Origin of the sequence: Vibrio sp. OPT46 (assembly GCF_015163535.1) — a bacterium.
GTDB classification, from domain to species: domain Bacteria; phylum Pseudomonadota; class Gammaproteobacteria; order Enterobacterales; family Vibrionaceae; genus Vibrio; species Vibrio alginolyticus.
In genome coordinates this window covers 7,261-22,365 of the sequence record NZ_JADDYG010000250.1, presented here as the reverse complement: position 1 = coordinate 22,365, position 15,105 = coordinate 7,261, and the positions used below count along the sequence as shown (strand labels likewise).

13 protein-coding genes are annotated in these 15,105 nt (G+C 43.3%); 7 read left to right on the top strand and 6 right to left on the bottom strand.

Features of this window, described 5'->3' with window-relative positions; genetic code table 11:
* The coding region (locus IQR33_RS32830) for a chloride channel protein (RefSeq protein ID WP_228013859.1) at nt 1–501 on the bottom strand (501 nt) is incomplete at its 3' end.
* Nucleotides 502–972: 471 nt separating this feature from the next.
* Here IQR33_RS32830 and IQR33_RS11090 point away from each other — a divergent pair.
* Complete coding sequence (locus tag IQR33_RS11090; RefSeq protein ID WP_225466132.1) at nt 973–1,587, top strand: hypothetical protein; 615 nt, start codon at nt 973–975, stop codon at nt 1,585–1,587.
* On the opposite strand, the gene IQR33_RS11085 is transcribed toward IQR33_RS11090, so the two are convergent.
* Nucleotides 1,568–1,981 (bottom strand): helix-turn-helix domain-containing protein, encoded by a 414-nt coding sequence (locus IQR33_RS11085; RefSeq protein WP_005387686.1) that lies wholly within the window; start codon nt 1,979–1,981, stop codon nt 1,568–1,570. The genes IQR33_RS11090 and IQR33_RS11085 overlap by 20 nt on opposite strands.
* Nucleotides 1,982–2,076: 95 nt before the next feature.
* Here IQR33_RS11085 and IQR33_RS11080 point away from each other — a divergent pair, with 95 nt between their 5' ends.
* The 5 genes from IQR33_RS11080 (at nt 2,077) to IQR33_RS11060 (ending at nt 7,902) form a co-directional block, all read left to right on the top strand.
* Nucleotides 2,077–2,985, top strand: coding sequence for an aldo/keto reductase (locus tag IQR33_RS11080; RefSeq protein ID WP_193837927.1), 909 nt, complete (start codon nt 2,077–2,079; stop codon nt 2,983–2,985).
* Nucleotides 2,986–3,352: 367 nt separating this feature from the next.
* Entirely contained in the window at nt 3,353–4,357 is a 1,005-nt protein-coding gene (locus IQR33_RS11075; RefSeq protein ID WP_005373466.1) for a response regulator, read from the top strand.
* Nucleotides 4,357–4,794 (top strand): PAS domain-containing protein, encoded by a 438-nt coding sequence (locus IQR33_RS11070; protein ID WP_005373463.1) that lies wholly within the window; start codon nt 4,357–4,359, stop codon nt 4,792–4,794. The genes IQR33_RS11075 and IQR33_RS11070 overlap by 1 nt, the downstream gene beginning before the upstream one ends.
* An 86-nt stretch (nt 4,795–4,880) precedes the next feature.
* Complete coding sequence (locus IQR33_RS11065; RefSeq protein WP_017635213.1) at nt 4,881–6,422, top strand: bifunctional ADP-dependent NAD(P)H-hydrate dehydratase/NAD(P)H-hydrate epimerase; 1,542 nt, start codon at nt 4,881–4,883, stop codon at nt 6,420–6,422.
* Nucleotides 6,423–6,858: 436 nt separating this feature from the next.
* Nucleotides 6,859–7,902 carry a GMP reductase gene (locus tag IQR33_RS11060; RefSeq protein WP_005373458.1) on the top strand — a complete coding sequence of 348 codons (1,044 nt, stop codon included), beginning with the start codon at nt 6,859–6,861 and terminating at the stop codon, nt 7,900–7,902.
* Nucleotides 7,903–8,048: 146 nt separating this feature from the next.
* Here the strand turns inward: IQR33_RS11060 and IQR33_RS11055 are convergent, their stop codons facing one another.
* The 3 genes from IQR33_RS11055 to IQR33_RS11045 form a co-directional block, all read right to left on the bottom strand.
* Nucleotides 8,049–9,338, bottom strand: coding sequence for a linear amide C-N hydrolase (locus IQR33_RS11055; protein ID WP_017635214.1), 1,290 nt, complete (start codon nt 9,336–9,338; stop codon nt 8,049–8,051).
* Nucleotides 9,339–9,809: 471 nt separating this feature from the next.
* Nucleotides 9,810–10,136, bottom strand: a complete 327-nt coding sequence (locus IQR33_RS11050; RefSeq protein WP_005373454.1) for a hypothetical protein — start codon at nt 10,134–10,136, stop codon at nt 9,810–9,812.
* Between the two features lie 87 nt (nt 10,137–10,223).
* Nucleotides 10,224–11,915, bottom strand: a complete 1,692-nt coding sequence (locus IQR33_RS11045; RefSeq protein WP_193837928.1) for an FAD-binding oxidoreductase — start codon at nt 11,913–11,915, stop codon at nt 10,224–10,226.
* A gap of 283 nt (nt 11,916–12,198) precedes the next feature.
* On the opposite strand from IQR33_RS11045, the gene IQR33_RS11040 reads away from it, so the two are divergent.
* Nucleotides 12,199–12,672 carry a DUF1842 domain-containing protein gene (locus tag IQR33_RS11040; protein WP_005373450.1) on the top strand — a complete coding sequence of 158 codons (474 nt, stop codon included), beginning with the start codon at nt 12,199–12,201 and terminating at the stop codon, nt 12,670–12,672.
* Between the two features lie 134 nt (nt 12,673–12,806).
* On the opposite strand, the gene IQR33_RS11035 is transcribed toward IQR33_RS11040, so the two are convergent.
* Nucleotides 12,807–15,105 (bottom strand): ATP-binding protein (locus tag IQR33_RS11035; protein WP_193843700.1); only part of this gene is annotated, 2,299 nt, incomplete at its 5' end.

Genomic DNA, 15,105 nt, shown 5'->3' with positions numbered 1-15,105 from the left:
CTTTACCCGGAATATATCGGTCACCATTCGACCAACAGCGCCCCCCATTTGAACGGTTGGGCCTTCACGACCCAGCACCATACCTGAGCCAAGTGCGCCCATGCCGCCGAAGAATTTTACTGGTAGAACTCGCCACCAGCGCACTGGACGAATATTATCCATTGCCCCTTCGATTTCAGGAATACCAGAACCTGCCGCTTCTGGCGCAAAGCGGTGCACAAGAAAATAGCCAATAAAAGCTAAAAGTGCGCTAATGAGAACCGCTGCCAGCCACAACGGTAGAACATTACCAATTTCGCTTCTTAACCATTCTGTTCGTGTTTCAGAAACGAAATGAACGGCAAGCTCGAAATACGTACCGACAAAACCAGCCAACGTACCCACAATGGCGGCCATAATGAGAACAGAAAATGGTGTTGACCCTCGAGAGACAAACTGGTTAATCGCATCTTTCGGTACGTGCGCCAACACAGATTTCACAATTCTCTCGCGTTTGGTCATTAAAAAGCTCTCCTGTTGCTGGGGGGAAGGGACGAAAGAAAGTATACGCTTCGCAGAGTCTAGACCTAATCAATAAAGATGCAATTTAGCTTTTCACTATTGAGTGTTCGAAGTGTCGCGATATTATTCATTCACTCAGATTGTGCTATTGCTCTCATAATTTAGGATAAAAAACTTGTTTTTTGAGAAAAATGAACCATGCTTTAAATGTAAAGCAACATGACTGCTTCAGAAGGAGGGATGTGAGGTTTTACACACAATTTGGATGGATTCAAACCCTACGGTAAGTCCTCGTTTTATGTTCGGGATGCATCAATAGACATCACCGATTCGCACACTCACGATTGAGTAACGAGGTAGAGGCGCACGCACATGTGCGCCTTCTTAATTTCTGCGTTATAACTTTCATCACCATAACTTTCATCGCCACCTGCCACTATTTTTCTCTTGAACATTTTCTTGCAGTTAGTAATGTCTTGGTTCGATGTCAACCAACTAGAGCAGTGCATGCGCTTTTATCTTCGACTCTTACTTTCTTTATGTTGTTGTTCGGTAACGTTTCCGGCACTTTCAACGCCGAGCTGGTGGCAAGACACGTTGTCAGCTGTGCCATATTCCAATCTAAAAGAACGTATAGAAAAAAGTGGGAGCTGGTATAGTTGCGAAGTGCAGCTGCTAGACAATTCAACGTTTATCAGCGCATTTTGTTTGGATGATTTTTCGTACTACCAGCAGCACTTGTATGGTGAAGTGGTTTTGAGAAGAGAAAGTGCTCAGTTCTCGTTTCTCACTGAATACGAGTGGCAGCGTCTGAATGACTTACTTCTCAACTTAAGAAAGGATGGGTTAGTTTTACGCAGAGTCACTATCGGAAAAGAACACTATGATGTCGTTGAAGCTCTGGAAAAGAAATCTTCCGAGCTTGTCGATAAAGAAGTTATTTTGTTGATGAACCGCTATCCACAAGAAACGATTCGAAGTTTGCTTTGGGTAAAACCGGACGAGTTTCTGACGCCATCACCGTCCTTAAATGTGCAATTGCGCAGTGATGGCGAAATTATCGAGGTCAAAGTGACTCGTTTTTAGATTCTTTATGGAGAGATAGGAAGGTCGCCATTGCTGATTCATCCAAAAAACCATCCGATTTTTTGTGAGCGCGCAGGTATTGATAGCCTGCGATTAGCTTGCGGTGTAGCTCTTCTGCATCGTCTGACAACGGCTGATTCATAACGTGTTGAAAGGCAAGTTTGTACGCATCCATATCCACGACTTCAGCACGGCGATATAAATAACCACATCCCGTTGCTAACCATTCGAGAGAGCAATTGGCGCGCATTGCAATTTGATTTGCTTTGGTTAGGCTAGGTTCACTGCCTTTAAGGTATTTGCGTATTAAAGCTTCAGACACATCGACGCGTCGAGCGAACCCGCTGATGCTTTCTTCTCCGATCAGGGTGGCTAGGCGTTGGGCAAAAGACATATTTCGTACTCCAGTTCGAATTGCGAAAGTTTACCCGTTGAGCCGGTACGAAAACAAGACTACGATGAATGCAGATCAATTGAAGGAGAAAACCCATGGTTGCAAAAGTAGTAACTGCACCAAAAGGCCCAGAGTTCTCAGAGCTGGTTCAAGGATATTGGCGTGCAGTTGAGTGGGGAATGACGGCTCAAGAGCGTTTGTCATTTCTTAAGCAACACATTGAGTTAGGCATTACGACGGTCGATCACGCCGACATCTACGGCAATTACGAGTGTGAGGCGTTGTTTGGTGAAGCGCTAGCTTTAGACAAGAGTGTTCGTGAGCAAATTCAGATCGTGACGAAATGCGACATCAATTTGTGTGGCGATAAAACGCCAGAGCGTAAGATCAATCACTACGACACGAGCTCAGCACATATCTACCAATCGGTGAATAACTCGCTAGAACGTTTGAATGTGGATGAAATCGACGTACTTTTAATTCATCGTCCTGACGTGTTAATGGATGCAGACGAGGTTGCAGAAGCATTTTCTGAGCTTCATAAAGTCGGCAAAGTGAAGCACTTTGGCGTGTCTAACTTCACTCCACGCCAGTTTGAACTGCTGCAATCTCGCTTAGGTAAGCCGTTGGTTACTAACCAAGTGGAAATCAACCCACTTAACTTTGAGGTTGCTCACGATGGAACGCTTGATCAAATGCAAATGTTGCGCACGCGACCAATGGCTTGGTCTTGCCTCGGTGGTGGTTCAATTTTTAGTGGTGACAGTGAGCAAGCTGTTCGTGTCCGTAACGAATTAGAAGCAATTCGTGAAGAAGTTGGCGCAGCGAGTATTGACCAAGTAATTTATGCTTGGGTACGTCGTTTGCCATCTAACCCTATTCCAATCATTGGCTCTGGTAAAATCGAGCGTGTGAAAACTGCAGTTAATGCATTGAACATCGAACTTACTCGAGAGCAATGGTATCGCGTATGGGTGGCTTCTAAAGGTCATGGTGTGCCATAGAATTGATATCTTATCGATGAAATTGTTATTAAAGGCATCCTCTAGCAGGGTGCCTTTTTAGTTTTAGCGCGTTACTGTTTACCCATTATGGAAATGGAAAGAATGAAATTCGAGCAAAAATGGGCTTTGGATGTTAGCTGCAACTTTTTGCTTACTTTTGGTGGAGGAGTTTTACCCATGTTTGTTTTATGTCACTAAACAGCGAATGTGATGCTTGCTTTTTAGTCATTTTGTTCACTCATTCATTCATATTGCGTATGCTTATTGAATAATAAAGAAATAAAAAACTCGTCAGTTTTCTCGTATTACATGCTGTAACAATCTGTTAGACTCCGGCGCAGATTGTGGAATATAAAAAGGTGATTGAATGTCTTTTCCCGTACTCATCTGTGATGATTCAGCGTTAGCACGCAAACAGATGGCGAGATCACTACCAGCCACATTGAATGCCGATATTACGTTTGCTATCCACGGAAAAAACGCGCTAGAAGAACTCGAAAAAAACGAGTTTAAATTGATGTTTCTTGATTTGACCATGCCAGAAATGGATGGCTTTGAAACACTAGAGCACATGCAACGGTTAGGGGATAAAACTCCGGTGGTTGTGGTGTCGGGGGATATCCAACCTAAAGCGAAAGAGCGCGTGTTCGCACTGGGTGCAAAAGCGTTTATTCAAAAACCGATCGCCAAAGATGAACTCAAGAAGGCGCTTAAAGAGTTGGTCGAGCCAGAACCTCGTCCTCAAATTATCACGCCTGTCTCTATTGAGTTACCGATTTTACGTCGTCGCGATATTTACATGGAAGTGGCTAACGTTTCAATTGGTCGAGCAGCCGATGCGTTGGCGCGTCACTTTGATGTGTTTGTGCAACTACCTCTGCCGAACGTCAATATCTTTGAAGTGAGCGAACTTCACATGGCCCTACGCGACTTGGCGTCGCATGACAACGTATCGGGTGTTTGTCAGGGATTTTGTGGCGAAGGTATTGCTGGCGAAGCGCTAGTGATTTTGAGTGATTCAAGCGTATCTGATCTCAAAAAGTTGATGAAAGTACCAGCAGACAGCGAAGAGCTAGAAGAGCTTGAGCTGCTAATGGATATTTCTAATATTTTGGTGGGGTCGTTCTTAAATGGTTTAGGCGAGCAGTCTGAAGTCCGATTCTTCCAAAGTCCACCAGTACTCCTTGGTCAGCATATCTCAATTGACTCGATCATTGAATCTACAACTGGAGCATTCAGCCGCACGATGACATTCGAAGTGAGCTACAACATTGAAGGAACGTCGATTCGTTGTGACTTGTTGTTTATGTTTGTGGATGAATCCTTGCCGCTGCTTGATAACAAACTGTCTTATCTAATGGAGGAGTTCTAATGTTGAATATGCCAGCAGAGTTTGAACAATTCCATTGGATGGTGGATATGGTACAAAACGTCGACATGGGCTTAGTGGTCATTGATCGAGATTACAATGTACAGGTCTGGAATGGGTTTATGACTCATCACAGTGGTTTGCAGTCTCATGATGCGATAGGTCGTTCTATATTTGATATCTTCCCTGAAATCCCACAGGAGTGGTTTAAATTAAAAACAAAACCAGTGTATGACCTAGGCTGTCGCAGCTTCATCACATGGCGACAACGACCTTACTTATTCTGCTGTCGCAATGTTCGACCAGTTACGCAGCAAGCGGAGTTTATGTACCAGAATGTTACGTTGAACCCAATGCGCACACCGACTGGAAAAATCAACTCGTTGTTTTTGTCTATACAAGACGCGACGGCTGAAGCTCTGATGTCTCAGAATCAATAGCGATAAAAAACTTTCTCAAAAGCCAAGGTCCGCCTTGGCTTTTTTGTATACTTATAATTGTGTTTCCCAATGCGTAGAACGTGAATATGGACTTTAATCTCGCTCTAAAACTCTACACCGCAGAGCAAGTAAAAAACGGTGAAACGCTGGCTGCGCAAATGGCTGGTGTTTCTATGTATAGCTTAATGCAACGCGCTGGTATGGCCGTGTATGAGCGCTTTTTACATCTGTATCCTAAATCAAAAAATATCTTAGTGATTTGCGGTAAAGGGAATAACGGTGGCGATGGTTACGTATTTGCATCTCTTGCGAAACAAGCTCAACTCAATGTACATGTTTTCCAAATTGGTGATGTATCTGTGCTAAAAGGTGATGCTTTGCGCGCATACCAAGACTGGCAGTCAATCGACGGTGTTAACAATGATTGGGATGAATGGAATACCGCATTGCTAGAAGCAGATGTGATCATCGATGCCATGTTAGGCACTGGTTTAAGCGGTGAGGTTCGTTCGGAGTATCGTCGCTATATTGACCAAATTAATCAAATTCATACCCCTGTGATTGCAGTCGACGTTCCTTCTGGTCTGTGTGCTAATACAGGTGCAGTTTTAGGTGATGCTATTCGTGCCGAGCATACTGTAACCTTCATTGGGGTTAAGCAAGGCTTATGCACTGGACAAGCGAGAGATCGAGTTGGCGAGCTCTACTTTTGTGGTTTAGGCGTCAATACTAAGTTTGATACTATCGAAGTAGAAAGTGCATTAGGTATTGATCATCAGGTTGTTTCAAGATTAATGCCCAAGCCAAATCCAACGGTCCATAAAGGTGACAACGGGAAGTTGCTTTGTGTTGGTGGCAACCAAGGGATGTCTGGAGCGATTCGTTTATGTTCCTCCGCTGCGATTAGAGCCGGAGCGGGTTTAACTGCCGCAATTACTCACACGAGTAGCCTTATTCCACTGCAGGTTGGTTGCCCAGAAGTAATGAGCCAGAGCATCACCGCTGACTTACTCAGGGATACTGAGAACGACTTAACTAAACGCATTCGCTGGGCTGACGTATTCGTGTTTGGTCCTGGCTTTGGAGATGATGAGTGGGCTTATCAAGCCTATCAATATCTGGCTCAAGAGCAGAAACCTAAAGTTGTTGATGCTGATGGCCTCAATATTCTAGCGATGCTGAGCCAGCGATGCGATGGCACTCTGGTGTACGACAACCATCGAGTGATCACGCCGCATCCTGGAGAGGCTGCTCGACTACTAAATGTAACCATTCAACAAATAGAAAGTGACCGATACTCTGCTGCAAGACAACTGCAAGAGCGTTATGGCGGTGTAGTGGTTTTAAAAGGCGCGGGGACACTTATTTACGATGGAACGAGAATGTACGTCTGTCTAGCGGGTAACGCCGGAATGGCGACGGGGGGAATGGGAGATGTGTTATCTGGAGTCATTGGTGCATTACTAGCCAAAGGTTTACCAATTTCTGTTGCCGCACGTTTAGGTGTGGTACTTCACAGTCATGCTGCTGATATAAACGTGAGTCAGAATGGTCAAATTGGTCTTTTGGCAAGTGATGTCGTTAGCACTCTTCGTACCGCTATCACCCAAGAGCTCTATCGAAATTAATTAGATTTCATGCATTGCTGAGAAAATTGGTCGATTTTTTTGAGTACTGTTTTACGAATTAGCAGGGCATCTTAGTATTAGGTGATTGAGTTTTAGGCAGGTTTGAGAGGTGATGCGTTTTAATTTTTAAGATATGACGCAAAGGTTTGCGCAATAGGTTAACTCAAGTGCTTTCTCAAGTTGTTGATAGTTATAAATAATAAGAGGTTTTGGTGACTTGGGGAGCGTTTTTGATATGCGATTTTCAAGATGGTATCACAAAAAAAATTCAAATATCAGACTTGTAGGAAATAAATCACAGCCTATAATGCTGAAAACCGGAGCGTCTGCCAACGCTCCGGTTTTTTTGTGTCCGAAGAACAGTGAACTCGTCTGCCAACGAAATCACTACGCACTCTGGAATGACACATATACATATGAATCAAGGAATTACACAATGCGTATCGAACAAGAACTTAAGTTAGGTTTTAAAGATGTACTGTTTCGCCCGAAACGTTCTACCCTTAAGAGCCGTTCTCAAGTAAATTTAACCCGCGATTTTACATTCAAGCATAGTGGTCGTCAATGGTCTGGTGTGCCAGTAATCGCAGCAAACATGGATTCGGTTGGTAGCTTTGCAATGGCTAAAGCGCTGGCTGAGCATGGTGTAATGACCGCTGTTCACAAACATTACACGGTAGAAGATTGGGCTGAGTTTGCTAAATCAGCAGATAAAGTAACCATGAATAACGTTATGGTGTCTACGGGAACATCTGACGCAGACTTCCAAAAAACCAAAGACATCATGGCGCTTTCAGATGAATTTATTTTCATTTGTATCGACATTGCTAATGGTTACTCAGAGCATTTGGTCGAGTATGTTGAACGCGTGCGAGCTGAGTTCCCAGACAAGGTCATTTCTGCAGGCAACGTGGTTACTGGTGATATGTGTGAAGAGCTAATCCTAGCTGGTGCAGACATCGTTAAAGTGGGTATCGGCCCAGGCTCTGTATGTACAACTCGTGTAAAAACGGGTGTTGGTTACCCGCAGCTTTCTGCAATCATCGAGTGTGGTGATGCAGCGCACGGCCTTGGTGGCATGATCGTCGGTGACGGTGGCTGTTCTTGTGCGGGTGACGTAGCGAAAGCATTCGGTGGTGGCGCGGATTTCGTAATGCTAGGCGGGATGCTAGCGGGTCACGAAGAGTCAGGCGGCGAAGTGATCGAGAAAGACGGCGAGAAGTTCATGAAATTCTATGGCATGTCGTCGAAGAGCGCGATGGATAAGCACTCAGGTGGTGTCGCTGGCTACCGTGCGGCCGAAGGTAAAACCGTATTATTGCCATACCGCGGTAGCGTTCACGGCACTATTCAAGACATCCTTGGCGGCGTTCGCTCAACTTGTACATACGTGGGTGCAGCAAAGCTTAAAGAGCTAACCAAGCGTACTACATTCATCCGCGTTCAAGAACAAGAGAACAACGTGTTCGGTAAAGAGTAAATCGACTGAATGTAACAAGTGTAAAAGCAACCATACGTTATATCTATAGCAGATAAAACTATACTATATGCAGCTATGAGCCAGAGTGAGATTGATTTCTTACTCTGGCTTTTTGCTTCTCATTTGTTTGCGCTTCAAAATTAACTCTAAGCGATTTTAATAGTTGGTCGAGATTCGACTTGTTCAAACGGTAATGATGTTGTAACTGGCATGAGCTGTAAAACGCTTGAAATCTGACAGTCTCTATTTAACCCAATATAGTCTTTGACATTAGCGACTCGCCAAGTCATGTCTCCGTAAGTACGCAGATAGAACGCGGGTGATTGATGACTGTTATGTCTAATAACGCTCCATTGGGTAATATCACTAAAAAAGACTTCAGGGTTATCGGATGTCTCAAACTCATTCGCCATGATGCCCAAAGGTATATCAACGCGATTAAGTAGCTTTTGTCCGAGTGAGAAGGCTTCGTCGAAGTTAGTTGGTTGTTCGCTTAACTGCTTAATTGCATAGGTTTGTACAAATCGAGACGGCGGTGTTGGGTCGGCGGGTAGACCCATCAAGCCAGCGCCATTGATTGATTGAAGTGGGCCAGGCACTTGGACATGACGTTGCATGGTTGCTTCATTGTTCGGTTCTGGGTTGTAGTTGCGCAAATTGGAAAAATAAGAGAGGTGATTGACATGCCAATGGTAATTTGGGCAGTTAGTCATTACTCCAACATAGGAGTGGTCCACAACCACTTTATAATCATCAAAGTCGTATTCGGTACATTGATAGCGTGCTTGCTGATTTTCCTCTTTGCTGAACATATCGCTTTCTTTGAATGCTCGATAGATATGCATATTACCGTTAAGAAACTCAATGACGGCACTGTCATTATTTGCATCGTGAATCACGAAATGCTGGTCCAAAGCCATGTTGTCACTCTCTGTTTCACCAGTTGAAATAGTCGAGTTAAACACGTAAACGGGGTGGGTGGTGAAGTAGGTCACCATCTCGTCCACAGTATTAAACGTAGACAAGATAAAAGTACCAAACAGGCCGCTGCCTAATGCAAAGGCATCATCAGGGATGTGAGAGGTCGATACATTTTGATTGAGAATGGGCAAGTACAGTGACCCAACAGAAAGGCCAGATTCATTAATGCCATCAGCTGTTAAAAGAGGGTTATTATACCGGGTAATGGCATTGCAGTGTATGAAGCTCAACTCTCCCTGCCAATTTGCTCGAAACTCACATTCTTTACTGTGACGTTTTGGCGGCTGACCATTGAAAACACGGTCGGCTTTTCCGTCGGAAGTAAAGGTCGTAATTTGGTAAGTTTGTTGGGCTCTAAACCAAATCTCGGTCTGAAGGTTAACTGCAAACTCCATGGTTCTAGCGGATAAGGTTTGGTTGTTGCAACCATAATTGATATTAACATCTGTACACATAGCCATGCTTTCCGTTGTTTATCTTGAATGATGAATATCCAAGAAACTCTCTGAATCAAATGCTTAGAGATTACGTGGATATAGAAGAATTACGCTTTAATAATGGTTTTAGCCATTGAGATAAGCGCATGCTATTAAGTTAAGCATTCAATCAAAAAACGTCAGTAGCAGTTTAGTATCAGTTGATAGAGTTAAAATAAAAAGTGATGTATTAAGTAAAACTCTTTGATCTTAGAAATTAATAATATATTTATTTTTTCAATCTTGGTTACTCTAGATTTAAAGTTTATTTTAAAAGTGATTTGTATTTATTCGATTATCTTGCAGTGGTGATATAAAGTGAGAACATAAAGTTAACAATTTCAGATTGTGATTGAAAATGGGGAGAGTCTTCAATCCAAATACCGAGAAATGAAACTGCCCGAGAAGTTGTGCAACTGTCTCGGGCGAAGTGATGAATCAGGTGAGCAGCTATAAAGTTTTCTCACAAGAACCGCTAAGTGGTGGAGATATTTTTAAATTATCATTAAAGATTTCTACAACGACGGGGCCTTTATTTTCATCTTTTGCATAGTATGCACAGGACTTGTCCCCAGTATAGGTTTTACCTGCCTTTTTGAAACTGTAATACCAGGAGTCATGGGTAGCGGCACCGGATTCAAAACTAGCAGATTCAGATTGTTCGCCAATATTCAAGTCGAAATGAACCTCCATTTCCGGAGAGTCTTTAAATCTCACATATCCGGTGATTTTATCGTTGGAGTTATTTTTAACGTAAAATGAACCCTTAGTTGTCATAATTTTTCCTCTTTTTTAATTTCTATACGTGATAGAACGGCCAAATGACGTTCTGTTAATATATGCTTTTTAAGATGCATATTGATGTTAAATGATGGTCTTATTAGTTCTAAGGTGATTAAACTTATCCTTAGCGTATTTTTCTTTTATACCGATTAAGTCGCGGTAGCTTCGATCAAAATAAACGCTTGTCGGAATTGCCGGATCTTTAAAGCTGATGAAGGCACCATAGGTTCCCGGTATATCAGCTTCTCTGGCTTTATCAATCCAGTCCATGGCTCTGTTTACATCAACAAGTACTGGGTTATTTTGTAGTTCTAGTTTTTGCTTTATCTCTTCATTCCACCAGGTTTGGTATTGGACTGTATATTGACACTGGCGGTAGGGGAAAGATATGTCTTCAAGGTCGTCTGAGTGATGATAAAAACCGCCAGTGATCGCCCCTAAGGTTACGTAACTAAATAGCCCTTGATCGCGGTTTTCTGGCTTTATCAAAGGTGAAGTTAAGCTTTGCAAAAGTGCAGTATAGCCTTCTGGTTTAAGACCTCGCTCTGACACCAATCGCGAAGTGATTTTGTGAGGTGCTGGGGCGTCATAATCGGGAGGGAAAGGAGAACCGTTTTGACACAAAGAATCGCGCCCCCATGTGCTCATCAGGGAGTGATCGTATTTCTTCCCGTCAAAGTCAGTGCCATGTGCTTCATAGACTTGAACTAAATCAGGGAAGCAAGCGCCAAATTGAACGGCTATAAATTGGTGAAGATCTTGTTCTGTTCCTTCCCAGTAGCCATACATGGTGCAGTGATGGCTGATGGTTTCAATATCACAGTGGTTAGATGATTCAGGCAGAGCATCAATTTGCAAGTTGGTGCCAAGAAGTTTAGGCGTATCGAGGCTTTTTATAGCCTGCTCCCAATTTTTTAGCACATCTATGGTAGGGTGCGTTGGTATTGGCTGAAGCATACCGTTGATTTTTGGATAGAGGTTCCACTGAAGCTCGAAGCGGTGGATCTCTTTGGGTAAAGGGAATGTTTTTACGCGTAGCTCGGTAACAATGCCATAGCTCATGCCTCCGCCGCCTCTTAGTGCCCAAAATAGGTGAGGGTTGGACTCTGCTGAGACTTCTGTGATCGTACCATCACCCAATACCACGGTTGCACTCACTAGGTGCTCACAACACATGCCGTATTTTCGCGTCCAAGGGCCCCATCCTCCGCCTTGAATATAGCCAGTCAACCCAACTGTGGCACAGGTTCCATGTGCAATCATTCGATCATGCTCTGCAAGTTTTGGTGTCAGTTGATAGAAGCGATAGCCAGCACCAATGGTGGCAATATTGTCACACAATTGGAAGGTCTTAATTCTGCTCACGTCAATCAAAATGACGTTGCCACCACTGCATTCACCTGCGTGATCATGCCCTCCTGAGCGAACACGAATCGGGAGATTGAATTGAGTTGCTGTTAGATAGGCTTGCTGAACTTCTTGCGTACTTTCGCACATGACAATGACAAAGGGTTGGTGTTGATAGCGAGTATTGAAGATGAGTGACTCGACTTGATATTGGTTCAAACCGGGAACCGGTGAAACCGTGTTTTCAAGAGGTGTCAGTAATCGTTCTTTAGGAAAACCGCACTTATCCATTTTCTGAATAAACAGTTTGGCATTATTGACTGAGATTGAGTACGCGCTAAGTACAGCGAGGCGTTGTATTTGAGGGTTAGGGTGCTGTTCTACCACTTGGTTTTCTTTAGTTCCCTGCATCCATTCATGTTCCATTATTTTTTCCATTTGGCTTATGTATTGAATAGTTGTTCAAATATTAAACCAAATGCATAAATTCACCATATCAGTTTGGTATCAGTTGTTCTGTACAAATCGCCAAAAGCATCAGCGAGAGAGCAACAATATCTGGTTGATGAAAAGAACGATCGGCATCTGCGTGACCGTGGATAATTTATGTAGTCAAGTAGATCTGAGCCTAAATTGATACTGAACCAGAATGACGTGTTATCTACATTGAATGGGTCACTAACGACAATAAATTCAGTTGGAGAACACAATGAAAATGGACTCAAAAGAATCACAAGCAATTTTTACTGCTCATTATCAAATTGGTAACGGCTTACCTGGAGGAGTGAGCTTCGATGTTAATCTACTCGTGGCCAGCGAAGACAAATCAATAGTGGGTAAAGGACATATCTTTCAGGCCGTTAACCCACCGTTAAATGTGGTGTCTGATCTCAATGGTAGTTTCAACTATCAATGCACGATGCGTGATTGTCATATCATGGTGACGTTGCAGGGCTACCAGCCTTATCTAGGCATTGCTCCTTTAGGAGCTGATCTTCATAACGTAACGCTCAACCTCCTACTTAATGATGATTGGAAATCAGGCGTGGCATTCTATCGATATAAAAATAGTTCAGGTAAATGGATTGAAGCAGCAAATCAACGCGTTACTCTACTTTTGCCTGAGCATGTTCCTAGCATCGAGAACTTTAAGGTGGAGCAAAATGATCTTGCGCCAGCATAAATCTCATCAGCGATGACACTGTGCCAAAACACAGATATTCGATGGTTTCGAATATCTGTGTTTGACGAGGTAAATCGAGTAAACACGATGACTTGACGGTGCAATTAATCGACTTTCTTCGTTTATTGAATATTTCATGGTTGAGTAGATGTGGAGAGCCAATGGTCGAGCTCATCAACACTTATTTGAGCCTGATTCAGTTGATGCTTACGCGCGGCCTGATTGAAGTTTAACAACTCAGAGACGGAGCTGGACTGGTCGAGTAAGGCAAGCATCAGATTCGCTTGTTCAATATAAAAATCACCCCATGGATGCGGATCTTCTTGGGTGAAGTTAGACAGCTTATCGCGATATTTTCGAAGTAGCGTAGGCTGCTTATACTGCCACGCTACTTGGATTCCTTGTTGGTAAAAGCGTAAATAGTTATGACCAACACAGGTAGATTCTAGCCAAGCCTCACCAGTGCGCAAAGCGGAGAGGGCCGTTGATTCATCGCCACAAATAAGTGCCTTGGTAGATACGAGCCAAGGACCAATAAAATTGTGTAGCTTATTGATATGAACAAGATCTAGAGCCGTGTCGATGTCCGAAAGGGCTTTCTCCTCTTTTCCCTGATACCAGTGCAATCTTGCACTGGACTCCAAAAGAAAAGCGACAAATCGATGAGCATTAAGCTGTTTTGAAAGTTGTAGAGCGGTCGAGATTTCGTTTTCAGCTTGCACCAAGACATTACGGTCGAGAAAGATCCATGCAGCCGTAAGCCTAGAAACAATTTCTGCTCGGCGGTTTGCCGTGAGATAGGCAAGATTCGAGGCATGCTGAGCCTGTTTTAGTGCTTCGTCAGATTGCAGTTGATAGATCATCACTGTTGCCAGCATGTAGCGATTGGCAGTTTCAATCGAAAGCAACTGATGCTCTTCACACAGTTGCAAACACTCGGTTAAGTGCTCGTATGAGCGAGCCATTTTTCCTTGTGCGTAGGCACAATCACCGAGGCCGCCAAGCGATTTTGCTTTCGCGCGAAAACAGTTTGCTCGTTGACTGTAATCTAATGCAAGTAAATGTTCTTTCTCACATTCGTCTAACTGCCCAGTGGGGAACAGCATATTACCTCTCATCGAGTGAATTTCACACAAAGATTTATTTAACGTCAGCTTTTCGCACAGGGCTTGGGCTTGGTCTAAAATCGACATCGCTTGTACAAAGTTGTCGGTTAAACGGTAGGGGTTAATGAGGTCTAAATAGTATTGAACACGTTCAGAATCATTTTCTGTGTGATGAATCGCTTGCTCAAGAACCTCAATACTCTCTTTGATGCGTCCCATCGAATACAGGCAGTTTCCTTTCATATTTAGTGCATACGCCATCTGTGCTTTAGGTGACTCTTTAATAGCGTATTCAATAAGAGTCAGTGCTTTTTCAAATTGATAATTGCTCAGGTAATGTTTGGCGGTCTGGTCAAGAACAGTAAATACACCTTCGCCCTTGGCATGATTGATATGGACTGCATATAAGAACCGATCTCGGTTCTCATACCATTTTGCGCAGGCCATGTGTATTTTTGAACACTGTGACTTGTCTATTTGACGGAAAACAGCATTACAAATCAAATCATGATGGAAAAGGTATTGATCGCCATTGAGTTTTACTAAGCCAGCGTCGACTAACTTATCTGGTACGTAGCCGGGAATTCGAGTGATTTCACGCAGTTGCTCCAGTTGAAAGTACTGCCCCAACACAGATGCAGTACAGAGTGCTTGGCGATCTTGGGCTGGAAGTTGAGCTAATTGTATCGAAACTAAATGTTCCAATGACTCCGGAACGTCTTTATCAAACTGAGAACAAAGTAGTGTTTGGCGTAAGTATAGAGGATGGCCTTTCGCAAGCTTTATACAGTCATTGATATGTTTATTCTGTTGGCATGTGATTGAGCAAGCTAACTCGTAAGACTCTTCAGATGATAACTCCCTAAGTTCGATTAGATTCACGTTGGCAAACCAAGATTGTTTGGAACTAAGTCGTTTTTGCTGCCTAAACGTCAGAAAGAGTAAAATATTGGTGTTTGTAATATAAGGTAGCAGTGTCTCAAGAAATGCCAACATTACCTCGTCGGCCCAATGGACATCTTCAACAATAATCAAATGCGGTTTGCTGCTCTGCCGTTGTTGAATTAAGAAAGGGATAGATTGCTCTATCGTTTGTTTCAGCGTTTGGAACTCCATTAAGTTCAGCAGCTGTTTTTCTGATTCGTTGAGTGTTACCCCCATTAACCAATAAAGGCAGAGATGGAAAGAAGAGGGAATTGATGACTCGACAGTCTGCTGACGAATAGAATCATCGGTATCTTCACGAGTAAATGAACAAATTGCCCGAGTGAATATATTTTGAGGGGACAAGAGATCAGCACTGCCATGATTCAGGATTTGAATCTCT